Raw genomic sequence first — 23437 nt, 5'->3', positions numbered from 1 at the left:
GGCACGCTATCAATTTCCGGAAGGAGGGGAAATGTCCACCCTTGCGCAGCCTAAGCGGGCGCCAGAGACACCAAGCCCCAAAACCAAAAAAGTTCAAAAAGAAGTAGGACAGGACCGGGCGGCCACGTCTCAAGGCCGGTGGGCGTTCTGGTTGATTTCCCCCGCCTTGGTATTGCTTGCCGTCGTCATCGTGTACCCGGTGGTCAACGCGATTATCATGGCGTTCCAGAAGGACCAGGGCCTGGATCCGGTGACCAAGGTCTTCGTCCAGGGCGGACCCGCCGGCTTCGATAACTTTGTCCACTGGTTGGCCCAGCAGTGTGGTTCAGCTGCTTGTGCACCCGGCACTCTTGGCGCCCAATTCTGGAGCGCCGTCGGAACGACGTTCTTCTTCACGGCGGTCACCGTTGTCCTGGAGACCGTTCTCGGGTTCTGGATGGCCGTCATCATGGCCCGGACTTTCCGCGGCCGCAGTGCCCTTCGTGCTGCTGTCCTGGTTCCGTGGGCCATTCCGACTGCCGTGACCGCGAAGCTGTGGTTCTTCATCTTCGCTTTCGACGGAATCGCCAACAAGCTCTTCGGCACGGCAATCCTGTGGACAGGCAGCGAGTGGCCAGCCCGTTGGGCGATCATCATTTCAGACGTTTGGAAGACGACGCCGTTCATGGCCTTGCTGATTTTGGCTGGCCTGCAGATCATCCCGGCGGAAGTGTACGAAGCAGCCAAGGTCGACGGTGCCTCGGCATGGCAGCGTTTCACCCAGATCACCTTGCCGCTCGTGAAGCCGGCGCTCATGGTGGCTGTCCTGTTCCGTGTCCTTGACGCACTGCGCATGTATGACCTCCCGGCCATCATGACCCAGGGCTCGAACGGCACAACAACGTTGTCCATCCTGGTGGTTGACCAGATCCGTCAGGGATTCAACTCAGCAGCGGCCTTGTCCACCATCACCTTCTTGATCATCTTCCTCGTTGCGTTCATCTTCGTTCGCTTCCTGGGAGCCAACGCAGTCGCCTCAGCCACACCCAAGACCACCAAGGGGCAGGAAAAATGACCGCCGTGAGCATTGACTCCGCGCCCAAGACAGCTGCCCGACGGCGGGAACGCTGGGCGAGCGGACGTACGTACATCAGCGCAGCGCTCATCTTCATCTGGTGCTTGATTCCCTTCTACTGGATGATCGTGACCGCGTTCCGCGACGTTGGATATACCTTCGATTCGACGCCTTTCTTCACGCACATCACCTGGGACAACTTCAACACGGTGTTCTCTGAAAGCCTGGGCAACCACTTCGGCCGGAACCTCTTGAACTCGCTCTTCGTAGCAGGGGTAACCACCGTAGTTGCCCTGCTTTTCGGGGTGTTCGCTGCGTATGCCTTGTCCAGGCTTGAATTCCGGTTCAAGTTCCTGGTCCTCGGCTTTGTCCTCGGGGCATCGATGTTCCCGGGCGTGGCCTTGGTGACGCCGTTGTTCCAGCTGTTCACCAACATCGGCTGGTACGGCACATATCAGGCGCTGATCATTCCGAACATCTCCTTTGTGCTCCCTCTGACGGTTTACACCTTGACGTCCTTCTTCCGGGAAATGCCGTGGGAGCTGGAGGAATCAGCTCGAATTGATGGCTGCACGCAGGGCCAGGCATTCCGCAAGGTGATCATGCCGCTTGCTGCGCCAGCTGTTTTCACCACTGCAATCCTGGCGTTCATCGCTTCGTGGAATGAGTTCCTCATCGCGAGCCAGCTGTCCAATGACCAGACGAAGACAGTCACGGTCGCTATCGCCTACTTCGCCGGTGCCCAGGCCCACCAGGAGCCGTACACCGCCGTCATGGCAGCCGGAACGGTTGTGACGATTCCGCTGGTGATCCTCGTTCTGGTCTTCCAGCGCAAGATCGTGGCGGGCCTGACAGCCGGCGCTGTCAAATGACGCAAACTCCGGATTCGGCCGGGCCGTCCCTCGGCGGCCCGGCCAAGGAGCAGCACTCGCGGGTGAAATCGGCGGAAGATTTCGACCTCGTGATAGGTTTCCTCGGCTTTTGGGCCTTGGTACTGCTGGTCATCACCGTCGCCGCCGAGCTCACGGCCCAGCCCGCACTGGGCTGGGCCCTGGGCCTGCTGGCAGTGTTGCTGGCCTTGTGGGGGATGCTTCGGCTTCGCCGGCGGCTCCCCGCACGGACATCCAGGCGCATCAGGTGAGCAGCGAGCGGAAATAAGTAGCGCGGAATCGGCGGAGGGCAACCAGGCGGAATACGCTGGTTATCTGCCGTCTGGGAAGGAACCCCCGGCTTCCGCACGGATTCTTTGAGGGGGCTTGAGTGGCAAAAACGAGTGAACGGTCCCAGCGTGGCGGCCACGCAGGAGCCAGCATTGAGGACGTCGCACAGGCCGCAGGCGTTTCCACCGCCACCGTTTCCCGCGCGGTGCGCGGCCTTCCCCGGGTGTCTCCTGCAACCAGGGAAAAGATCCTAAGGGTTGCCGGTGAACTCGGGTACGTGGCGTCGTCGTCCGCTTCGGGACTGGCCACAGGCCGCACCAGGACGATCGGTGTCCTGGCACCCTACGTGGACCGCTGGTTCTTCTTCAAGGCCATCGAGGGTGTAGACCGCGAGCTCCACGCTCGCGGCTACAACCTGTCCCTGTTCAACTTGGGCGGGCAGCGCGGAGCGCGGGAACGGCTCTTCAGCAAGACGATGGTCTATAAGCAGATCGATGCACTCCTGGTCCTCTGTATGTCCCTGACGCCCGAGGAAATCGCCGATCTCCAAAGGATCGAGATCCCCTTGGTGATTGTCGGTGGTCCAGTGGAGGACTGCCCCAGCATCGGTATCGACGATTACGCTGCCTCGGTGGAAGCCACCATGCATCTGTTGAACCTCGGCCATCGGGAGATCGCGCTGCTCCACGGCCAGGACGATTCCGACCTGAACTTCACCGTGCCGCGACTACGCGTTGACGGCTTCACGGATGCCATGACGAGCGCGGGCTTCTCCATGCCTCCGGAATGGGACATTTTCGGAAACTTCACCGTGGGCAGCGGCCAGGAAGCCTTCGACGAGCTTTGGAGCAAGCCCGGGCCCAAACCGACGGCGATCTTCTGCGCTTCAGATGAAATGGCCATGGGAGCCATGTTGCAGGCGCGGCGCCGTGGCGTCCGCGTACCGGAAGACTTGTCCATCATCGGCATTGATAACCACGAATTCGCCGAGGCCATGGGCCTGACAACAGTGGCGCAGGATCCCGTTGAACAAGGCCAGTTGGGCACGCGGATGCTGTTGGACGAATTGGCCGGGGCCGCAGGTTCCGTGCGGTCCATGAAGGCAGCCCACCGGCTGATCGTGCGGGAAACCACTGCTCCGCCCCGCCCCAAGGGCTAACCCGCCCCAGGAGCTAAGAAACGCAGAGTCAGGAAGCCCGTAGTTAGGAAGCCCGGGCCAACTGCCTGATGGGGATCCAGCGGGAAGCCAGCCTGCGATAAGCGGCGGCCGCTCCCGTCATGTCGCCCTCGGCCAGGCATTCGATGCCGAGCCTGACATCCATGGGGGACTCGTCCGGGTACACCTTGTCCGCCACGGCGCCGTAGTCCAGCTCGACCATTGACTGCACGTGGAACAACTCGAGCCACTCGGTGAGCTGGGTGAGGTCGTCCAGCATGTCCAGGTCAGGGGCGGCGAGGGCAAGGTTGGCTACGGCAAAGCGTGCCCGGTCCAAGGCATCCGTCAGTGAGGCCCAAACCCTGACCGTCAAGATGCGTCCGCCGGATTCCACGACATCCTTGCGGTCCGACTCCTGGAACAGCGAGAACCAGCTGAAGGGGATGCCCCACGTGGAGGCCCGTGTGTGCACGCGCTTCGCGTCGTGACTGGCGTTGATACGGTCGATGCGTGCCTGATGCCGGTCGCGCTGGTCCACGGGGATGAGCAGGTCCGCGAGGGGTCCGTGGATACCTTCCATGAGGGCATTGGCCGCCAATCCTGCCCGGATGACCAGTTGGCTGGGGCAGTAAAGCAGCCGCCCGGCGTCGGGATCGTTCCGGTCCCCGGAAGGAACCCGCGTGATGCGGACCAGATCGGTGCTGCCGGTCGGGAAAGGATCCCCGCCCTTGCGGGTGACCCTTCCGAGGGAAGCGAGCAGCTCGGCACTTTCGACGGCGGCCCGCGAACCGCTGCGGGTACCGCTCGCCACGAGCTGCTGCCGCTGGTCCTCGGGAAACGCCTCGAGCGGTTCGTAGACGCGCAACGCGGAAGAGAAGGGCAGTCCTGCCTGGCTCCCGTATAGCTTTCCGCTCATCGCGGGCCCGCCTCCTCCGTCATTGTTGCCGGTCAGTCCGTAAGCTCCACGATCACGGGAGCGTGGTCCGAGGCGCCCTTGCCCTTGCGTTCCTCGCGGTCGATTGAGGCCCCGGTAACGCGGGCGGCCAGCGCGGGGGAGGCCATGACGAAGTCGATACGCATGCCTTCCTTCTTGGGGAACCGCAGCTGCGTGTAGTCCCAGTAGGTGTAGACGCCGGGACCCGGGGTGTAAGCGCGCGCGACGTCGGTGAAACCGGCCGCTTCGAACGCCCGGAAGGCCTCGCGCTCGGGTTCGCTGACGTGGGTGAGCGCGTTCGCCCGGAAGTAATCGATGTCCCAGACGTCCTCGTCCAGGGGCGCGATGTTCCAGTCGCCCATGAGCGCCACCTGGGTCTTGGGGTTATCCGTGATCCAGCCGGCGGCGTGGCCTTTCAGGGTGTCCAGCCACTTGAGCTTGTACGGCATGTGTTCGTCGTCCAGGGAACGGCCGTTGGGAACGTACAGGCTCCAGACCCGGACCCCGCCACACGTTGCGGCAATCGCACGGGCCTCCTGGACAGGATCCTTGCCGGCTTTTCCGAAGGCGGGCTGGTCAACAAAGGTGCGCTCGACGTCGTCGAGCCCTACACGCGAGGCGATCGCGACGCCGTTCCATTGGCTCAGACCGAAGTGGGCAACCTCGTAGCCCATGCGCTCGAAGAGCTCCCACGGGAAGTTATCGTCCTTGCACTTGGTTTCCTGCATCGCGAGGACGTCGCAGTCACTGCGCTGCAGCCAGGCCTCGACGCGATCGGCACGTGCGCGGAGCGAATTCACATTCCAGGTAGCTATCTTCACAGCCACTAACTTACCGAACTTGGGACCCAGCGCATCCCCTCGCGGCAGATTGCTCCCGCAAGGGCTAATGGGCGAGCATCACCGAAGTGGAGGCGCGCCTGCGGAGCTTGATGCCGGAGGCGATCAACAGAACACCACTGACCGCGGCGTATGTTGCGAGGAGCGCCACCACGCCCAGGAATCCCGCGCCCGGATTGACGAGCACAAAAAGCCCGAACAAAGTGGTGACCAAGGCTGTCAGCATCCAGATCCACCAAGCCCTGACCGTCGTCCTGGTGTCCATGGCAAGGATGATCTGCGAAATGCCGAGGACCAGGGCCCATGCTCCTATGAGGACGCCCAGTGCCGCGGCGGTGATGCCCGGCCACGAAACGGCCACGAGGCCGGTCGCAACGGAGACGAAGCCGCCGATCATGCTCCAGCGGGAGTGGCGCGCAGGGTCGTAGAAGTAGTGGGCCATGTTGGTGAGCCCGTCGGTGATGGCGAAGACGCCGAACACGTAAACGAGGGCAAACACCGTGGCGACCGGCAAGGAAGCAACCAGGAAGGCGAAGAGAAGGGCCAAGGCTCCCCGGAAGATGAGCGCCGTTCCTGAATGCTGGAACAACTTGCGTCCTGCGGTGTCGGACATAGGGTCAGTGTAGACCCGGCGCGGTAGCTGGTGAAGGGGGGCGCTGGAACTCCCCACCTTTGGACTTGGACCCCGACGGCGGCCCGCGCCACCAAGCGGGCGGCGCCGGCGTCGGGCGTCAAAAGCGGGGAGTTTCAGCGGGGTTCCTTAGATCGACTCCAAAACGGAGACGTAATTCGCGATGCCTACGCCGCCCATGTTCTGCACGGCTCCGCGGCGGGCGTTGGGCAGTTGCATGGCTCCCGCGGTTCCCGTGAGCTGCATGGCCGCGATGACGTGCTGCGATACGCCTGTTGCGCCCACGGGGTGGCCCTTGGCCTTGAGCCCGCCCGACACATTGACGGGCAGCTTGCCGTCCTTGTAGACCCAGCCTTCCTGCACCGCCCGGGATCCTTCGCCGCGCGGCGTCAGTCCCATGGCCTCGTACATGATCAGTTCGGCGATCGTGAAGCAATCGTGCACTTCGGCGAAGTCCAGTCCGTCGATCCCGACGCCGGCCATCCCCAGCGCGCGCTCCCAGGACACCCGCGTGGCGGCGAACTCCGTGGGGTCGCGGCGCTCTACCGGGAAGAAGTCGTTCGCGTGCCCGAAGCCCGCCAGTCGCACGGGTTCAGTAGCAGCGCCCGACGCCGGGCCTACGGAAAGCACGACGGCGGCGGCGCCGTCGGACACGGGGGAGCAATCGGTGCGGCGAAGCGGTTCGGCAACCATGGGATTCTTCTCGGAAACCGTCCGGCAGAACTCTTCGCCGAAGTCCCGGTGCATCTGCGCGTAGGGGTTGTCCATGCCGTTGTGGTGGTTCTTGGCGGCGATGGAACCGAGGATGTCGCCTAGGCCGCCGGCAAAACCAGAACCATGAATGCCAGCGCCGTAGCGCTTTTCGTAGTGCTTGGCCACCTCGGCGAACAGCCCCGTGAAGCCGGTAGTGGAGGCCTTGCCCGCCATTTCGTAGGACGCGCCAAGAAGGGCTGCTCCGACAACGTCGGCTCCGGCGTCGGTCATCTTTTCGGCCCCGATCACCAGGACGTTGCGGGAAGTGCCGGCCAAGACAGCCTTCACTCCCTGCTGGAATGCTGCGGAACCGGAAGCGCACGCGTTTTCGGTTCTCGTTGCGGGCACATTGGCAAGATCCTCGGACAGCTGCAGGGCCAGCGAGGACGTGAAGCCAAGGGGCTGCATGCCTGAGTTGAACTGGCCAAGGTAGATTTCGTCGATGTCCCGTGGCTCAAGGCCGGAGTTCCGGATGGCCTCCGTGGACACCTGGACGATCAGGGACTCCAGCGTCTCGTCCGTGAGTTTGCCGAACTTGCTGTGTCCCCATCCGGTGAGGAGGACATCTTTGCCGAACTGCTCTTTCAGGCTCATGCCAGTGTTCCTTCCAATGCAGGGGTGGTTTCCAATGCGACGTCGAATGCTGCCTCGGTCTTTTCGCGGAGCTCCTCGACTGATACCCCGGGGGCGAGGCGGGTCAGGGTGAGTTGCCGCCCGCCGTCTGTTTCTTGTACGTTCCGCACAAGATCGAACACCGCGAGGTCACTGACAATGCGGTCCACCACCCCCAGGCCCGTCAACGGCAGAGTGCATTCCCGGACGATCTTGGCGCTCCCGTCCTTGGCATTGTGCTCGGTGAGGACCACGACGCGCGGGGTGCCGGCGACCAGGTCCATGGCGCCGCCCATGCCCTTGACCATTTTTCCCGGAATGGTCCAGTTGGCGAGGTCGCCATTGCCGGAAACCTGCATGGCGCCGAGGATGGCAACCTTGACGTGTCCGCCGCGGATCATGCCGAAAGACGTCGCGGAGTCGAAGATGCTGCCGCCGGGCAGGACCGTGACGGTCTGCTTGCCGGCGTTGATGAGGTCGGCGTCTTCCTCGCCCTCATAAGGGAAAGGACCCATGCCAAGGAGGCCGTTTTCACTTTGCAGGACAACCCGCACGCCGTCGGGCAGGTTGTTGGCAACGAGGGTGGGAATGCCGATGCCGAGGTTGACGTAATCGCCGTCGTTGAGTTCCTGGGCCGCAATAGCGGCCATTTCGTCGCGGGTCCATGCCATGGTGGTGCTCCTTGTCGGGTGGGTGCTTAGACAGCCAGGGCTTCGGCGCGGCGCCGGACTGTGCGCTGCTCAATGTCCTTGGTCCGGCCGCTCGCCTGAACCAGCCGCTGGACGTAGACGCCGGGTGTCACGATGTGGTTCGGATCCAATTCGCCGGGCTCCACGATCAGTTCGGCCTCGGCGATGGTCACGATTCCCGCCGTCGCCACGACCGGGTTGAAGTTCCGGGCCGTGTAGCGGTAGATCAGGTTGCCGTCCGTGTCCGCGGTGTGTGCGTGGACCAGCGCGACGTCGGCGACGATCCCGCGCTCGCGGACGTACGTGACGCCGTCGAACTCTTCGAGCGGCTTGCCCTCGGCAATCAGGGTTCCGACGCCGGTCCTCGTGTAGAAGGCGGGGATGCCGGCACCGCCTGCGCGGAGGCGCTCGGCCAGGGTGCCCTGGGGAGCGAACTCGACCTCGAGCTGGCCGGAGAGGTACTGCTCGGCGAAGAGTTTGTTCTCACCCACGTACGAGGCGATGACCTTGCGGACCTGGCCGGTTTCGATGAGGACGCCAAGCCCCTTGCCGTCGATGCCCATGTTGTTGGAGACCACGGTCAGGTCCTTGACTCCCGAATCGCGGACGGCGTCGATCAGGTCCGCGGGGATGCCGCTGAGCCCGAAACCGCCGACCGCGATCGTCTGGCCGTCGCGTAGGACGTCCTGCAGTGCAACGGCTGCGCTGGGCTGGATTTTGGCCATGGCTTTGTCCTCGTCTTTGAGTAGGGTCGCTCAGCGGCTATCCACTTTGTGGACATGGGGCTGAGCTAGTCGTCTGAAAAGAAGCCTAAGGTGACCCAGTGCGGAGGGTCAACGGCATCGCGTGGCCGGTAGGGCTGGAATGGCATAGTGTGGACGCTAGTCTTTGAAGTGTCCACATTGTGGAGGAAATCTTCGGAAAGGGGTAGATTTGCCGACTCAGCAGCCGCAAACCAAGCCGGTCCAGGGCGCCCAAGTGGTGGGCCGGGTTGCCGCACTCCTGCGGTTCGTGGGACGCAAACCGGAGGGCATGTCCATCGCTGGGCTGGTCCGCGAGTCGGGGTTGACGCGCCCGACGGTGCACCGCTTGCTCGCGTCCCTCGCCGCCGAGGGCCTGCTGGACCACGACCAGCGGACCGGCAACTGGATCCTGGGGCCCGAGATCTTCCTGCTGGGGTCGGTGGCGGCGGCGCGGTTCCCGTTTGAGGACTTGGCTCGGCCCAGCCTGCGCCGCTTGGCCGAGGAGAGCGGGGAAAGCGCCTTCTATTCCATCCGTCGTGGCCACGAAACCGTGTGCGTCCTTCGGGAAGAAGGCAGCTTCCCCGTGCGCTCGTTCGTATTACACGAGGGTGTCAGGTTCCCGCTTGGCGTGGCGTCGGCCGGCACGGCGATCATGGCGTTCCTGCCGGATGAGGAACAGGAAACGATCCTGTCCGGCTGGGAACGGCATGCGGGGGACTTCGCGGCTGGCCACACCGAGAGTGTGGTGCGCCGGAACCTTGAGCAGACCCGAATGGCCGGTTACTCGGTGAATCCCGGTCTGGTCCTCGAAGGCAGTTGGGGGATGGCGGCTGCCGTCTTCGACCAACTGGGGAGGCCAGTCGGCGCTTTGTCCCTCACGGGCATCGAGCCGCGATTCCGTCCTGAACGCCAGGAATTCCTCGGCAAGTTGCTCATGGAAGAAGCCCACCGCATGAGCTCCGCAAGAACCGACCACCTTTGAGCCGCAGCGTCGGCACCCACGCCGCCATCCGGCGTCGGGGGCTTCTAAAACTGGTCGGATCTTGAGGGGCTCCCAAATTAAGTTTTGAAACTCACCCATCCCTGCAGCCCACACCTCCGAATAGCTGGCATAAGGACCTAGCCCGCAAGGGTGAAGTGCTTTCACGCCGGAATCAACCGGCACCGAATGTCAGTCCGTTTGAAGGAGAAATGTCATGCTTTCTACAAAGCGCACGTCTTTTGCGATCGCCGGCCTCGCCGCTTCCGCCCTGCTGGGCCTCACTGCGTGTGGCGGCTCGGCCTCCACGGCTTCACCGTCGTCGGCCGCTCCGAGCTCGTCGTCCACCATGGCGCCGACCCCCTCCGCCTCGGCAAGCGCCGCGATGGACCCGACCAAAGACTTGGTTGGCCCGGGCTGTGCAGGTTACGCCTCCCAGGTTCCCAGCGGTGCAGGTTCCGTTGCCGGCATGGCACTCGACCCCGTAGCCGTGGCCGCTTCCAACAACCCGTTGCTCAAGACCCTCACGGCCGCTGTGTCCGGCAAACTGAACCCCAAGGTGAACCTGGTGGACACGCTGAACAGCAGCCAGTTCACTGTCTTCGCTCCTGTGGACAGCGCCTTCGCCAAGATCCCCGCCGCCACCATCGACAGCCTCAAAACCGACGACGCTCTCCTGAGCAAGATCCTCACCTACCACGTCATCCCCGGCCAGCTGACCCCCGACCAGATCGTGGGCACCCATAAGACGGTTGAGGGCGACTCGGTGACCGTTACGGGAACCAAGGACGCACTCAAGGTTGACGGAGGCTCCGCCGTGATCTGCGGTGGCGTCCACACCGCCAACGCCACGGTGTATCTGGTTGACTCCGTCCTGATGCCGAAGTAAATCTCAGTAGATTCAGTACAGGTCATGCCCCTTAGGATTCGTCCTAAGGGGCATGACCTTTGCCGTAAATCCGAGGGGGATGAGTGAAGCCGTCGATCGTGTGGTTCCGGGACGACCTCCGGGCCACGGACAACCCGGCGCTGCGGGCGGCAGCCGACGACGGTGCCGCCGTCGCGCTCTATGTCCTCGACCAGGAATCCCCGGGCATCAGGCCGCTCGGCGCCGCTTCCCGCTGGTGGCTGCATCATTCCCTCCTCACCCTTCGCGAAGACCTCGCCGCACTGGGCGTACCGCTCTTGCTGCGCCGCGGACCGGCGGCGGAAATCGTCCGGGAAACCGCGACGGCGATGGGTTCCGGATCGCTGTACTGGAACCGCCGTTACGGCGAGGCAGAGCGAATGCTCGACGCCGGCATCAAGGCCTGGGCGCGCGAGTCCGGGATGCATGCGGAGAGTTTCCAGGCCTCCTTGCTGCATGAACCGTGGGCCGTGACCACGAAGCAAGGCGGGCCCTTCAAGGTCTTCACGCCATTTTGGCGGACCGTGTCCGAAATGGATTTCCGTGAACCGCTGGAAGCTCCGGAACCGGGCCGGGGATTCTCCGGCCGGCTGCCTGGGTCCGAGGAGTTGGACACGTGGGGATTGCTGCCGCGGAACCCCGATTGGTCGGCCGGATTGTCCGAGAGCTGGCAGCCGGGTTCGGCCCAGGCGCATGAGCTTCTTGACGACTTCGTGGAGCACGGACTGGCGGACTATTCGGTGAACCGGGACCGTCCTGACCTGCCGGGCAGTAGCCGCTTGTCGCCCTTCTTGCGCTGGGGGCAACTCAGTCCGTTCGAGGTGTGGCATGCCCAGCAGGGCCGTCGTCGGGAACTGGGCGACGGCGCGGCCGCCTTCGCCCCGGAACTCGGTTGGCGTGAATTCTGCTGGCACCAGTACTTCCATCGTCCGGACCTGGCAACGGCCAATTTGCGGCCCGGGTTCGACCACTATCCGTGGGCTTGGCCGGGTGGTCAGGGCGGTGCCGCCCAGGGTGCCGGCTCGCATGAAGCCGCCGCCAGCAGTGCAGAGACCCAGAGTGCCGCCACCCTCCTTCGCGCATGGCAGGAGGGCAACACCGGGTTCCCCTTGGTTGACGCAGGCCAGCGGCAATTGTGGCACACAGGATGGATGCACAACCGGGTCCGCATGGTTTCCGCCAGCCTCTTGGTGAAGAATCTTGGCATCCACTGGCAAGTGGGCGAGCAATGGTTCTGGGACACCTTGCTGGATGCCGATCCTGCGTCCAATCCTGCGAACTGGCAGTGGGTAGCGGGTTCCGGCGCGGACGCCTCGCCGTTCTTCAGGATCTTCAATCCGGAGACCCAGGCCGCGAAATTCGATCCCCACGGCAGCTACGTCGGCCAGTGGATCCCGGAACTGACCACGGCGGACTATCCGGGGCCGGTGGTGGACCTTAAGGTCTCGCGTCGGGAGGCGCTGGATGCCTATAGCTCGCTGCCTCGTTGAGCTCGGCCACCACTTCCTACCACCTTTGCCCCCGCCGCGGCCCGGCACCTCCCCGCCCGCCGCGGGTTCCGGCGTCGGGCATTCCCAAATGTGGTCGGGTGTTGAGGGCCGCAGCCGAAGTGCTCTAGAAATTAGTAGGAAGTCCGAGTATATTCGGGATCAAAGACGTCCCGGAGCGCAGTTGGACATGTGCCTTCGAGGCCGATGGCGGGCATTCCCCTATGCAAAGGAGCATTCCATGGTGCGCGAACTTTCCCACTACATTGACGGCCAAAGAGTCGACGGGACCTCTCCACGATTCAGCGACGTCTACAATCCCTGCACCGGCGAGGTTCAGGCACGCCTTCCCCTGGCCAGTGCTGACGAGGTCAGGAACGCCATTGCGAGCGCGGAGAAAGGCCAGCTCGAATGGGGCGCCATGAATCCGCAGCGCCGCGGCCGGATCCTGCTGAAGTTCGTGGACCTGGTCAACGAACACATGGACGAACTCGCTACGCTCCTTTCCTCCGAGCACGGCAAGACCTTCCCCGATGCCAAAGGTGACATCCAGCGTGGCATCGAGGTGGTGGAGTTCGCCGCCGGTGCCCCGCACCTGCTCAAGGGTGAATTCTCGGACAACGCCGGCACGGGCATCGACGTCCACTCACTGCGCCAGCCCCTTGGGGTCGTCGCGGGCATTACGCCCTTCAACTTCCCGGCCATGATTCCACTCTGGAAGTCCGGCCCCGCCCTGGCTGCCGGCAATGCGTTCATCCTCAAGCCTTCGGAGCGCGACCCGTCCGTGCCGCTGCGTCTGGCAGAACTTTTCACCGAGGCCGGATTGCCGGACGGCGTCTTCAACGTCATCAACGGCGACAAGGAAGCTGTGGACACCCTCCTTGAAGATCCGCGGGTGAAGGCTATCGGCTTCGTCGGAAGCACGCCGATTGCCCAGTACATTTACGCCACGGCCGCGGCCCACGGGAAGCGCGCCCAGTGCTTTGGCGGCGCCAAGAACCACATGGTGATCATGCCCGACGCCGATCTCGACATGGCCGCGGATGCCCTCATCGGTGCCGGGTTCGGCTCCGCCGGGGAGCGTTGCATGGCGATCTCGGTGGCTGTGCCTGTTGGCCGGGAGACAGCGGACCAGCTCGTCTCCAAGCTGCAGGACCGCATCAAGGGCCTGAAGGTGGGTCCCAGCCTGGCCGCGGATTCGGATTTCGGGCCTGTAGTGGCCGCCTCGGCGAAACATCGTATCGAGGGCTACATCCAAGCGGGCGTCGACCAAGGTGCCACGCTCGTCACCGATGGACGCGACCTGAAGGTGGACGGCTACGCCGGAGGCTTCTGGGTTGGCCCGACGCTCTTCGACAACGTCACGAAGGACATGTCCATCTACAAGGAGGAGATCTTCGGCCCGGTCCTGAGCGTCCTCCGCGCAGCCGACTACGAAGAAGCACTGCGGCTCTGCTCCGAGCACGAGTTCGGCAACGGCGTCGCGATCTTCACCCGCGACGGCGACGCTGCCCGCGACTTCGCGAGCCGCGTCGAAGTAGGCATGGTTGGCATCAACGTTCCGATTCCCGTCCCGATTGCCTACTACACATTCGGCGGCTGGAAGGCCTCGGGCTTTGGCGACCTCAACCAGCACGGCGCTGACGCCTTCCGCTTCTACACCAAGACCAAGACGGTCACCACCCGCTGGCCTTCGGGCATCCGCCAGGGCGCCAGCTTCGTGATGCCGGCCGGCAGCTAATGGCCGAGGTTCTCTTCGAGAAGCGCGGCCACCTCGGCGTCATCACGCTGAACCGGCCCAGGGCCGTCAACGCACTCACCGCCGGGATGGTGCACGCCATGCTGGAGCAACTCACCGCCTGGGCGGACGACGACGCCGTCAAGACGGTTTTGGTACACGGCGCCGGGGACCGGGGACTCTGCGCGGGCGGGGACATCGTCGCGATCTACGACGACATCCTGCGCCACGGGGGCCGGACCGCGGATTTCTGGGCTGCGGAATACCGCTTGAACTCGCTCATTGCCCGGTACCCGAAGCCCTATGTGGCCTTCATGGACGGGCTGGTCCTCGGCGGCGGGGTCGGAATCTCGGCCCACGGCTCCGTCCGCGTAGTCACCGAGCGGACCCGTACCGGCATGCCGGAAACCACCATTGGTTTTGTGCCCGACGTCGGCGGGACCTTTTTGTTGTCCCGCTCACCGGGGGAATCGGGTACCCACGCAGCCCTCACGGGCGCCCACTTGAGCGGGGCCGACGCCCTGTTCCTGGGCCTAGCGGACCACTTCGTGCCGTCCGAAAGCCTGCCCGAGCTCGCGGAAGCGCTGGAAAGCTCGACGGCGGAGGCCGCCGTCGGGCGCTTTGTTCAGGAACCGCCAGCCTCGGCACTGTCCGGCCAGCGCGAGTGGATTGATGACGCCTATGCTTCCGACGACGCCGAGGAAATCGTCGCCGGGCTGCGCGCCGCCGGCGGGGAAGCCGCTGCAGCCGCGGTCACGATCGAGGTGAAGTCGCCTACAGCCGTGAAAGTCACCTTGGAATCGTTGCGGCGCGTCCGGGGGCTTTCCCTTGAGGAGGCCTTGGAACAGGAATACCGTGTTGGCGTGCGGTGCCTGGCCGGCCCGGATTTCCGCGAGGGGATCCGCGCCCAAGTGGTGGACAAGGACCGCAACCCACAATGGAAGCCAGCTTCCCTGGCGGAGGTGTCGCCGGCCGCCGTCGAGGGCTTCTTCGCGTCGCTTGGCGAGCGTGAACTCAAACTTCATTCAAAGGAGTCCGACCATGTCTGACGCAGTTTCCGGCACCATCGCTTTCCTCGGCCTTGGCCACATGGGCGGCCCCATGGCCGTGAACCTTGTCAAAGCGGGGCATCAAGTAGTCGCGTACGATCCCGTGCCGGCAGCACTCGAGGCAGCCCGTGAACACGGCATTGCCACGGTGGATTCCGCTCCGGAAGCCGTTGCGGGGGCATCCGTTGTCCTGACCATGCTGCCCAGCGGCAAGCACGTCCTTGACGCTTACCGGGGAGTTGACGGAGCGCCGGGCCTGCTCTCCGTGGCTGCGCCGGACACACTGTTCCTGGACTGCTCCACCATCAACGTCGACGAGGCCCGCGAGGCCGCTGCCATTGCCTTGGAAGCCGGCCACCGCTCGGTGGACGCGCCCGTTTCCGGAGGTGTGGTGGGTGCCGAAGCCGGAACCCTGACCTTCATGGTGGGGGCGTTGCCCGAGGACTTCGAAACGGTGAAGCCGATCCTGGAACTCATGGGCCGGAGGATCGTGCACTGCGGTGACCACGGAGCCGGGCAAGCCGCCAAGGTCTGCAACAACATGATCCTGGGCGTTTCCATGATTGCCGTCAGCGAGGCGTTCGTCCTGGGCGAGAAGCTGGGCCTGACGCACCAAGCGCTGTTCGACGTCGCTTCCAACGCCTCGGGGCAGTGCTGGGCGCTGACCACCAATTGCCCGGTTCCGGGACCGGTCCCCACGAGCCCGGCCAACCGCGACTACCAACCCGGATTCGCCGGAGCGCTTATGGCGAAGGACCTCCGTCTTGCGGTCAACGCGCTTGAGAGCACCGGAGTCGACGGGAAAATGGGGCATTTGGCATCGCAGATTTACGACGCTTTCGCAGCCGAAGGCGGAGCCGGGCGCGACTTCTCCGGCGTCATCACGGACATCCGGGACAAGTCCGCCAAGTAGCCTTGGCGGGTAGTTCATTTACGACAAAAGGGGCACGGCTTGGCGCAGCAGTATGAAAACATCATGGTGGAACTCCGTGGACGGGTGGGCTTGGTGACGCTGAACCGGCCCAAGGCGCTCAATGCGTTGAACCAGGTCACCATGAATGAGATCGTGGCCGCCGTGTCGGACATGGATGCGGACCCCGCGGTGGGGGCCGTGGTGATCACCGGATCGGAGAAGGCCTTCGCGGCCGGCGCCGACATCAAGGAGATGGCATCCAAGGGGTACATGGACATGTATGCCGCCGACTGGTTCCGCGCCTGGGAAAACCTCACGCGCCTGCGCATTCCGGTGATTGCCGCGGTGTCCGGCTTTGCCCTCGGTGGGGGCTGCGAACTTGCCATGATGTGCGATTTCATCATTGCCGGGGACAACGCCAAGTTCGGACAACCGGAAATCAACCTCGGTGTCATTCCCGGGATGGGCGGCTCGCAGCGGTTGACCCATGCCGTGGGCAAGGCCAAAGCAATGGACATGATCCTCACCGGGCGGTTCATGGACGCCGGGGAAGCCGAGCGCGCGGGACTTGTTTCCCGCGTCGTCCCGGCCGATTCCGTGGTGGAGGAGGCGCTGAAGGCTGCCGAAGTGATCGCGTCCAAGTCCAAGCCGGTTGCCATGGTGGCCAAGGAAGCCGTCAACGCCGCCTTCGAAACCGGCCTGTCCCAGGGTGTTTTGTTTGAGCGTCGGATCTTCCACTCATTGTTCGCCACCGAGGACCAAAAGGAAGGCATGGCAGCGTTCACCGAGAAGCGCCAGCCGGAGTTCAAGCACCGTTAAGGCCCCCCTACGCGGGCCCGAGCTCTACCGGGAGTTCCAGCGCGTGGCCGTATTGGGACCAACCGCCGGTGAAGAGTCTGCCGCGTCCGAGGCCGGCGTATTCCAGGGCCAAGAGACTGTGGCAAGCCGTTACTCCGGAGCCGCAATAGCTGATCACGTTCTCGGCCGACGAGATGCCTGCCGCGGCGAAGATGCGCAGCAACTCGGCCTTGCTGCGCAGTTTCCCGTCGGGGTCCAGGTTCTCCCTGCACGGGACGTTCCTCGCGCCGGGCACATGCCCGGGTCTGGGATCGATGGGGTCCTGCCTGCCCTCGAAGCGGTCGCGGTTGCGTGCGTCCACCGCGAGGTTTGCTTCGATCGAGAGTTCGTGGATTTCCGCCAGGCGGTTCCTGGGCCACGGTTGTGCGGTGAAATCACCCGCGGTCCTTAGAGGATGTTCGGTTTCCAAGGGCCCTTTATAGCTGGCCAGCCCGCCATCCAGAATGGCCGAGCTGTGGCCTGTGGCGCGCAGCATCCAGACCAAGCGTGCGGCGATGACTCCGCCGGCGTCGTCGTAAGCCACCACGATGTCGTCATCGCTGATTCCCACATCCCGCATGCCAAGGGCAAAATCATCCGGCGCGGGCAGCGGGTTTCTTCCTTCGAGTGGCGATCCCTCAGCCGAGAGCCAGCGATTCAGGTCGACAAAGACCGCCCCGGGGATGTGCCCGCCGTCGTACGCCTCCCGGCCAGAGCGCCCGTCGAGGTACCAGCGCACATCGGCCAGAACCACGCGGCGACGGTTTTGAGACAACCATTCGAGGTCGACAAAAGGTTCCACGGCTGAATTCTGCATGGCTCAATGCTATGCATGAGTCTCATTATTTGATATATGAATCTCACAATGTGGTCAGGGGTGGGCTCAGTCCGTGAAGTCGCCCGCGGCCTTGCGGAAGTCTCCCAGTACGCGAATCAGGTGCTCGACGTCTTCGTTCCCGAAACCGGACTGGCCGAACACCTCGTTGTTGAGTGCCGTCGTCGCGCGCTTCGCGAGGGTGCGGCCCTCCGCGGTGAGCTCGATCAGCGTAGTGCGCCCGTCGGTGGGGTGCGGGGAGCGGACCACGAGGGCTGCCTTTTCGAGGCGGTCGACGGCGTTGGTCACCGAGGTCGGATGCACCTGGAGCAGCGCGCTGGCTTTGTTCATGGGCAACGCGCCGCTGCGGGCGAAACTCAGCAGCGCCAGGAGTTCGTAGCGCGCGAAGGTCAGGCCGTATGGCTTCAGCACGCCCTCGATCCGCGCCAGCAGGATCTGCTGCGTGCGCATGATCGCGGTGATGGCCGCCATGGGCGCGGCGACTTCGCCCCAGCCGTGGCGTTCCCAGTTTCGCTGGGCGTCGGCGATGGGGTCGCGGGGGAGCGGGGTGCCCACGGTTCCTCCTGACATTGCTTGGCTGCCTATTCTTTCAGACTCGGGAACTCGTCCTCGGTGTACTCGACACCCAGGCCGGCAGGCAGCGGGCCGTCGCTGTGGCGGGCCACCTCCGTGCCTCGAAGTTCGACACGCCGGATCTTGCCGGAAATCGTCTTGGGCAACTCGCCGAATTCGAGCCGACGGATGCGCTTGAACGGCGCCAGGTGCTGCCGGCAGTATCTGAGGATGTCCTCCGCCACGGCCGGACCGGGCTCGTAGCCCGCGGCGAGCACTACGAAGGCTTTGGGCACAGAAAGCTTGACCGGATCCGGAGAGGGCACGACGGCGGCCTCCGCCACTGCGGGGTGTTCGATCAGGACGCTTTCGAGTTCGAAAGGGGACAGTCGGTAGTCGGAGGATTTGAAGACATCGTCGCCGCGGCCCACGTAGGTAATGACGCCGTTCTCGTCCCGGCTGGCCATGTCGCCCGTGTGGTAATAACCGTCGCGGAAAGCCTCGGCCGTCTTTTCCGGGTCGCCGAAGTAGGACTTCATGAGCCCCACGGGGCGGGGGTCCAAGCGCAAGCACAGCTCGCCGTCGTCGGCCTCTTCGCCTGTGGCAGGGTCGATGAGCACGACGTCGTAGCCCGGCAGCGGCCGTCCCATCGAGCCGGTCTTGACCGGCTGCCCGGGGGTGTTCGCGACCTGGACTGTTGACTCCGTCTGGCCGAAACCGTCTCGGATGGTCTGGCCCCAGGCCCTCTCCACTTGCCCGATCACCTCGGCGTTGAGGGGTTCGCCCGCCGAAACAACCTTGGTGGGCGGGGTTTTGAGCAGGGTCAGGTCCGCCTGGATGAGCATGCGCCATACGGTGGGCGGGGCGCAGAAACTCGTGACCCCTTCGCGGCCCATCTGTTCCATGAGGGCCTTGGCATCGAAGCGATCGTAGTTGTAGACGAAGACGCAGGCCTCGGCGATCCACGGCGTGAAAACATTGGACCACGCGTGCTTGGCCCAGCCGGGGGAAGCCACATTGAGATGGACGTCTCCGGGTTCCAGGCCGATCCAATACATCGTGGAGAGGTGCCCCACGGGGTACGACGTGTGGGTGTGCTCCACAAGTTTGGCGCGTGACGTGGTGCCCGAAGTGAAGTAGAGGAGCATGGTTTCGTCGGCGGCGGTGGGGGCATCCGGGACGAACACGGTCTCCGCGGAAGCCGACTCGGCGTACTGGAGGGCCCTGGTGGTCTGGGTGCCGGCCGGGCCGCCGTCGCCCACTTCAATGAGGGTGTAGTCGCCCGGCACCTCGGCGAACTTGGCGATGTTGGCGCTCCCGACGGCGGCCCAGTGGGCGCCGCCCCGCTCCACTCGATCCGCAATGTCGCGCGGACCCATGAGCGTGGTGGTGGGGATCAGTACCAGGCCGAGCTTGATCCCGGCGAGCATGAGTTCCCACAGTTCCACTTGGTTGCCGAGCATGATGATCATGCGGTCGCCGCGGCGGACGCCCTTGCTGCGGAGCCAGTTGGCGAGCTGCGAGGATCGCGCGGAGAGCTCGGCGAAGCTGCGGCGGGTGGAGCTGCCGTCCTGCTCGACGATCACCAACGCAGGATTGTTGGCCTTGGCGGGATCTGCTGCGATCTGGTCGAACCAGTCGAGGGCGAAGTTGAACTCGCTGAAGCGGGGCCACTGGAAGTCGCTGTGTGCCTTGGAGTAGTCAGTGCGCAGCTCAAGGAGCCGGTCGCGGGCTGCACGGAAGTCGTCGGTGACTGTCATTGTCTGCCTTTCGCCCTGCGTGAATGGGTAAGCGCGGACCGGGAACGAACTGGCCGTGTGATCCGCCTCACCTGCAATATACTAGGACATCCAAGCGTTTGGAAGAGGCAGTGCGGCGCGCGGGTGCGTCCTGTCACGCCGGGCACACTTTTGCGGGATTACGACGGCGGCGCCCCCGCCACGGCGCGGCAGGCCGCCGTCGTGCGCTGCAAAAAGGCGCTCAGCGTGACGGCGGCGCCCTGGTTCAGGAGGCTACTTCCACCAGGTGTCGAAAATCGTGACCGGAACAGTGCGCTTGTGCCGCGTGCGCAGGTACTTCTGCTCGATGGTCTCTGCCACCTCGTCGGAGACTTCGCGGCCTTCGAGGTAGTCGTCGATCTGGTCGTACCTGATGCCGAGCTCGTCCTCGTCGGTGCGGCCGGGCTTGCCGTCCAGGAGGTCGGCCGTGGGGACCTTGTCCCAAATGCGGGACGGGGCGCCCAGCTCGGCGAGGAGTGCACGGTTCTGCCGCTTGTTGAGGCCGAAGAGCGGCAGGATGTCCGCGCCGCCGTCGCCGAACTTGGTGAAGAACCCGGTGACGGATTCGGCGCCGTGGTCGGTGCCGATCACCAAGTAGTTGTGCTCGCCGGCGAGGGCGTACTGCGCGGTCATGCGGGCCCGGGCCTTCGTGTTGCCCTTGTGGAAATCCGAGATGCGCGCGCCCGTGGTCTTTTCGAACTCATCCTCGAAACCGTCCACTGCGCGGGAGATATTGAATGTCCACTCGGTCTTGGCTTGGATAAAGTCCATCGCGGCCTGGGCGTCGTCCTCATCGTGCTGGGTGCCGTAGGGGAGCCGGACCGCGACGAAGTTGGCCTCCACGCCCTCGGCCGCAAGCTCTTCGACTGCCAGCTGGGCAAGCCGCCCGGCGAGGGAGGAGTCCAATCCGCCGGAAATGCCCAGGACAAAGCCCTTGGTGTGCGTTGCCTTGAGATATTCCTTCAGGAACGTGACGCGTTTACGGACCTCCTCGGCAGGGTCGATCCGGGGCTGGACGCCCATTTCCGCAATGATCGTGGCCTGAAGTATGCGCATGTCCCCAACACTAGTAACCAGCACTTGAAACACTCAACTGTGTCACTTCCCGTGTTGTAGCCCGGAGCGCCGGTACCCACCCAACTAGCTCGCAGTTATTGTCGTTTTGAGGGCCCAAAACGACACTTACTGCCAGTCAGTTGGGCGCGCGGGTCCGGGCCAATCAGCGTACCGGCGCGGCCCCCGTCGATCCCCGGACCGTGAGGTGCGTGGGCATGACTGCCAAGCGCCGGCTGGTGCCGCCGTACTGGGGATTCAACCTCGAAAGCAGCATGGAGACGGCAACGCGCCCAGCTTGTTCAATGGGAGACGCCATGGTGGTCAGTGGAGGGTTGCAGAAATCGGCTCCGAAAATGTCGTCGCAACCCACAATGCTCATATCATCGGGCACGCGAATACCGCGTTCGCGCAGCCGTTGCAGCATCCCGATGGCCAGCAGGTCATTGAACACGATACATGCCGTTGCCCCCGTGTGCGCTGCGGCGTCCGCTGCAGCCGCGCCGGATGTGGTCTTGGGAGCGAACGGCCCCACGCTAAATGTGGTCAGCTTCCGTTTGGCCGTTTCGTCCTGGAACGCCTGCCACCGCTTGGCGTTGGACCAGGAGGTGGCCGGGCCTCCGACGAAGCAAATCCTCGTGTGCCCCAGCGAGACCAGGTGTTCCAGCGCCTGGATGATGGCCGACGGCGTATCGATCACCACAGCGGGTGCAATTGCCGGGGCCCGGTTGATCGTGACCAAGGGCTGCTGTGCCGCTGCCTCAGCCAGCTGTGCATCCGTCAGGCGGGACGCGGCAAGGATGAATCCGTCGGCTGAGCGGCGCATTTTCTGCAGGGCATCGGCCTCCATTTCCGCTGATTCCTCGGTGTCTACGAGCAGTTGCGTGTAGCCGGCGGCCTTCAGTTGGTGCTGCGCCCCGCGGATGATGTCGAAGAAGAACGGATTGGTGATGTCCGGAACCAGGACCGCAATGGTCTGGGTGCGTCCGGAACTGAGCCCGCGGGCCTGGGAGCTTGGTATGTAGTTCAATTGCGCGGCTGCTTCTTCGATCCGCTCGCGTGTCACATGGTTAACTCTGCCGGGATTGCTCAGGGCCCTCGAAACTGTTGACGTTGCCACTCCGGCAAGCTCTGCGACATCGCGGATAGTGGGCTGCCTGCCCGGTGACTGGAGCTGGAGTTCTGCCATGGTCTGGGTGTTCCTCATCTGCCGCAGCCGCTCAACAATGAGTGACTTGTTCCACAATTGCAGCACCGATGACAATTTTTGGCAATCGCTTGTCATCCTTGTTGCGCATGCCTAGACTCGGAGAAATCACCCGATGTGACGCGCACCACGCCAATGAGGCCATCGGGCTCCAGGGAGGAAAACAATGAAGTTTGCATCGTCCGCCAAATTTGCTGCTGTTGTCGTAACAGCAGCCCTGGCTTTGACCGCCTGCGGAGGTAGCAGCAGCTCCGGGGGGAGCGCTGGACCCGTTGACGGAAAGGGCAAGAAGCTGAGTGTCCTGGTCAACTCCAACGCAAACTATCCGGCGCAGCAGAAGCAGTGGTTCACGGATATTGCCGCCAAGTTCAAGGCACAGACCGGTGCCGACGTCGAATTCGAAACGTTCGCGTCGGGAAATGACGAACTCACACGGATCCAGACCTCCGTGGTGTCGGGTCAAGGCCCGGACGTCTATAGTCTCGGTACCACCTTCACCCCCACGGCCTATGCGACCAAGGCCTTTGTGACGTTGTCCGACGACGACTGGAAGAAGGTGGGCGGCAAGGACCGGTTCAACCAGGCAGCCCTGGGCATCTCCGGCCCGGACGCACAGCACCAAGCGGGCATTCCGTTTGTCAGCCGGCCGTTCGTGATGGCCTACAACAAGGACATCCTGAAGGCGGCCGGGATCGATAAGCCCGCCACCAGCTGGGACGAGCTCGCAGCCCAGGCCAAGAAGATGACCGACCCGGCCACCGGAACCTTTGGGCTCGCTACCGGGTACAAGGACAACTTTGATCCGTGGAAATTCATCTGGGCTATGTCCGTCCAGGCAGGTAACCCGCTGGTGGACGGCAAGACACTCAAGCTCGACGACCCGACGGTCAAGAAGGCCTACGAAACGTACTTCGGATGGCTCACCAAAGACAAAGTTGTCGATCCGGCCTCTGTTGGCTGGAGCAACAGCAACGCCCTGGCGGCATTCGCGAGCGGCAAGGCCGGCTATCTGATGATGACGACGTCGAGCTCCGTCCCGACGCTCGAGAAGTCCGTTGTTGCCGGTAAGTATGCCTACGCAACCATGCCGACGACGGCCCCGGGCCAGACGTCTCCGCAGGCCGACGCTGCGAACGCCGCCAGCATCCTCTCCGGTGACAATGTGGTTGTTGCCGATTACTCGAAGCAAAAGGACCTGGCCTTCGCTTACATCAACCTCATCACGTCCAAGGACGAGCAGCTGAACTACCAGAAAATCTTCGGAGATCTGCCCGCCAACGCCGAGGCGCTGAAGTCTCTGAATAACCCGATACTCCAACCGGTTGCCGATACTGCCGCCAAGTCCAAGGCAACGCCCTTCACCGGCGCTTGGGGCGACATTCAGTTGGCCCTCGTCAACGTAGTGGTCCAGTCGATCCCGGACCTTTCCAAAGGTTCCGTGGACGATTCGAGCCTGCAGGGCCGCCTCAAGGACGCACAATCCAAGGGCCAGGCCTCACTTGACCGGGCCTCGAAGTAAGTAGGAACTGAC

Annotated in this window: 23 protein-coding genes; 12 read left to right on the top strand and 11 right to left on the bottom strand. The window is 63.9% G+C overall.

What is annotated here, in order from left to right:
- The first annotated feature begins 31 nt into the window (after positions 1–31).
- The 4 genes from ABH924_RS07950 (at position 32) to ABH924_RS07935 (ending at position 3373) form a co-directional block, all read left to right on the top strand.
- Positions 32–1054: a carbohydrate ABC transporter permease gene (locus tag ABH924_RS07950; protein ID WP_234752745.1), complete on the top strand. Its 1023-nt coding sequence runs from the start codon at positions 32–34 to the stop codon at positions 1052–1054.
- Between the two features lie 5 nt (positions 1055–1059).
- Positions 1060–1926 (top strand): carbohydrate ABC transporter permease, encoded by an 867-nt coding sequence (locus ABH924_RS07945; RefSeq protein WP_404497945.1) that lies wholly within the window; start codon positions 1060–1062, stop codon positions 1924–1926.
- Positions 1923–2195, top strand: a complete 273-nt coding sequence (locus tag ABH924_RS07940) for a hypothetical protein (protein ID WP_234752741.1) — start codon at positions 1923–1925, stop codon at positions 2193–2195. The genes ABH924_RS07945 and ABH924_RS07940 overlap by 4 nt, the downstream gene beginning before the upstream one ends.
- A 119-nt stretch (positions 2196–2314) precedes the next feature.
- Positions 2315–3373: a LacI family DNA-binding transcriptional regulator gene (locus tag ABH924_RS07935; RefSeq protein ID WP_234752739.1), complete on the top strand. Its 1059-nt coding sequence runs from the start codon at positions 2315–2317 to the stop codon at positions 3371–3373.
- Between the two features lie 43 nt (positions 3374–3416).
- Here ABH924_RS07935 and ABH924_RS07930 read toward each other — a convergent pair whose 3' ends face one another.
- The 6 genes from ABH924_RS07930 to ABH924_RS07905 form a co-directional block, all read right to left on the bottom strand.
- Positions 3417–4286 carry a hypothetical protein gene (locus tag ABH924_RS07930; protein WP_234752738.1) on the bottom strand — a complete coding sequence of 290 codons (870 nt, stop codon included), beginning with the start codon at positions 4284–4286 and terminating at the stop codon, positions 3417–3419.
- Between the two features lie 32 nt (positions 4287–4318).
- Entirely contained in the window at positions 4319–5125 is an 807-nt protein-coding gene (locus ABH924_RS07925; RefSeq protein ID WP_404497944.1) for an exodeoxyribonuclease III, read from the bottom strand.
- Between the two features lie 64 nt (positions 5126–5189).
- Positions 5190–5756, bottom strand: coding sequence for an HdeD family acid-resistance protein (locus ABH924_RS07920; protein WP_234752736.1), 567 nt, complete (start codon positions 5754–5756; stop codon positions 5190–5192).
- 147 nt (positions 5757–5903) lie between these two features.
- Positions 5904–7121, bottom strand: coding sequence for an acetyl-CoA acetyltransferase (locus ABH924_RS07915; protein WP_404497943.1), 1218 nt, complete (start codon positions 7119–7121; stop codon positions 5904–5906).
- Positions 7118–7810, bottom strand: a complete 693-nt coding sequence (locus tag ABH924_RS07910; RefSeq protein WP_404497942.1) for a CoA transferase subunit B — start codon at positions 7808–7810, stop codon at positions 7118–7120. Before ABH924_RS07910 ends, ABH924_RS07915 begins: the two co-directional genes overlap by 4 nt.
- A gap of 26 nt (positions 7811–7836) precedes the next feature.
- On the bottom strand, positions 7837–8553 hold the full coding sequence (locus ABH924_RS07905) for a CoA transferase subunit A (RefSeq protein ID WP_404497941.1): 717 nt from the start codon (positions 8551–8553) through the stop codon (positions 7837–7839).
- 208 nt (positions 8554–8761) lie between these two features.
- Between ABH924_RS07905 and ABH924_RS07900 the strand changes: the two genes are divergently transcribed.
- The 7 genes from ABH924_RS07900 (at position 8762) to ABH924_RS07870 (ending at position 16463) form a co-directional block, all read left to right on the top strand.
- Positions 8762–9553, top strand: a complete 792-nt coding sequence (locus tag ABH924_RS07900) for an IclR family transcriptional regulator (RefSeq protein WP_404497940.1) — start codon at positions 8762–8764, stop codon at positions 9551–9553.
- A gap of 214 nt (positions 9554–9767) precedes the next feature.
- Positions 9768–10439, top strand: coding sequence for a fasciclin domain-containing protein (locus tag ABH924_RS07895; protein WP_404497939.1), 672 nt, complete (start codon positions 9768–9770; stop codon positions 10437–10439).
- Between the two features lie 83 nt (positions 10440–10522).
- Entirely contained in the window at positions 10523–11947 is a 1425-nt protein-coding gene (locus ABH924_RS07890; protein ID WP_404497938.1) for a cryptochrome/photolyase family protein, read from the top strand.
- 238 nt (positions 11948–12185) lie between these two features.
- Positions 12186–13685 (top strand): CoA-acylating methylmalonate-semialdehyde dehydrogenase, encoded by a 1500-nt coding sequence (locus tag ABH924_RS07885; protein ID WP_404497937.1) that lies wholly within the window; start codon positions 12186–12188, stop codon positions 13683–13685.
- Entirely contained in the window at positions 13685–14731 is a 1047-nt protein-coding gene (locus ABH924_RS07880) for an enoyl-CoA hydratase/isomerase family protein (protein ID WP_404497936.1), read from the top strand. Before ABH924_RS07885 ends, ABH924_RS07880 begins: the two co-directional genes overlap by 1 nt.
- Positions 14724–15644 (top strand): 3-hydroxyisobutyrate dehydrogenase, encoded by a 921-nt coding sequence (gene mmsB / locus ABH924_RS07875; RefSeq protein WP_234752723.1) that lies wholly within the window; start codon positions 14724–14726, stop codon positions 15642–15644. The genes ABH924_RS07880 and mmsB overlap by 8 nt, the downstream gene beginning before the upstream one ends.
- Positions 15645–15683: 39 nt before the next feature.
- The gene (locus ABH924_RS07870; RefSeq protein ID WP_404497935.1) at positions 15684–16463 is read left to right on the top strand and encodes an enoyl-CoA hydratase; all 780 of its coding nucleotides are present in this window, start codon (positions 15684–15686) and stop codon (positions 16461–16463) included.
- 7 nt (positions 16464–16470) lie between these two features.
- Here ABH924_RS07870 and ABH924_RS07865 read toward each other — a convergent pair whose 3' ends face one another.
- From ABH924_RS07865 to ABH924_RS07845, 5 genes are all read right to left on the bottom strand, one after another.
- Entirely contained in the window at positions 16471–17298 is an 828-nt protein-coding gene (locus ABH924_RS07865; RefSeq protein ID WP_404497934.1) for a sulfurtransferase, read from the bottom strand.
- 66 nt (positions 17299–17364) lie between these two features.
- A complete protein-coding gene (locus ABH924_RS07860; RefSeq protein WP_234752720.1) occupies positions 17365–17871 on the bottom strand; it encodes a MarR family winged helix-turn-helix transcriptional regulator in 507 nt (168 codons plus the stop codon).
- Between the two features lie 26 nt (positions 17872–17897).
- Positions 17898–19628 (bottom strand): AMP-binding protein, encoded by a 1731-nt coding sequence (locus ABH924_RS07855; protein WP_404497933.1) that lies wholly within the window; start codon positions 19626–19628, stop codon positions 17898–17900.
- Between the two features lie 252 nt (positions 19629–19880).
- Positions 19881–20702, bottom strand: a complete 822-nt coding sequence (gene nadE, locus ABH924_RS07850) for an ammonia-dependent NAD(+) synthetase (RefSeq protein ID WP_404497932.1) — start codon at positions 20700–20702, stop codon at positions 19881–19883.
- Positions 20703–20865: 163 nt separating this feature from the next.
- Positions 20866–21888 carry a LacI family DNA-binding transcriptional regulator gene (locus ABH924_RS07845; RefSeq protein WP_234752717.1) on the bottom strand — a complete coding sequence of 341 codons (1023 nt, stop codon included), beginning with the start codon at positions 21886–21888 and terminating at the stop codon, positions 20866–20868.
- A 184-nt stretch (positions 21889–22072) separates the two neighbouring features.
- On the opposite strand from ABH924_RS07845, the gene ABH924_RS07840 reads away from it, so the two are divergent.
- Positions 22073–23425 carry an ABC transporter substrate-binding protein gene (locus ABH924_RS07840; protein WP_404497931.1) on the top strand — a complete coding sequence of 451 codons (1353 nt, stop codon included), beginning with the start codon at positions 22073–22075 and terminating at the stop codon, positions 23423–23425.
- The last annotated feature ends 12 nt before the right edge of the window (positions 23426–23437 follow it).

It is taken from the genome of Arthrobacter sp. GAS37, assembly GCF_044908325.1.
Classification (GTDB): Bacteria; Actinomycetota; Actinomycetes; order Actinomycetales; family Micrococcaceae; genus Arthrobacter; species Arthrobacter ramosus.
The sequence above is the reverse complement of the archived record's forward strand: the minus strand, read 5'-3'. Positions and strand labels throughout refer to the sequence as shown.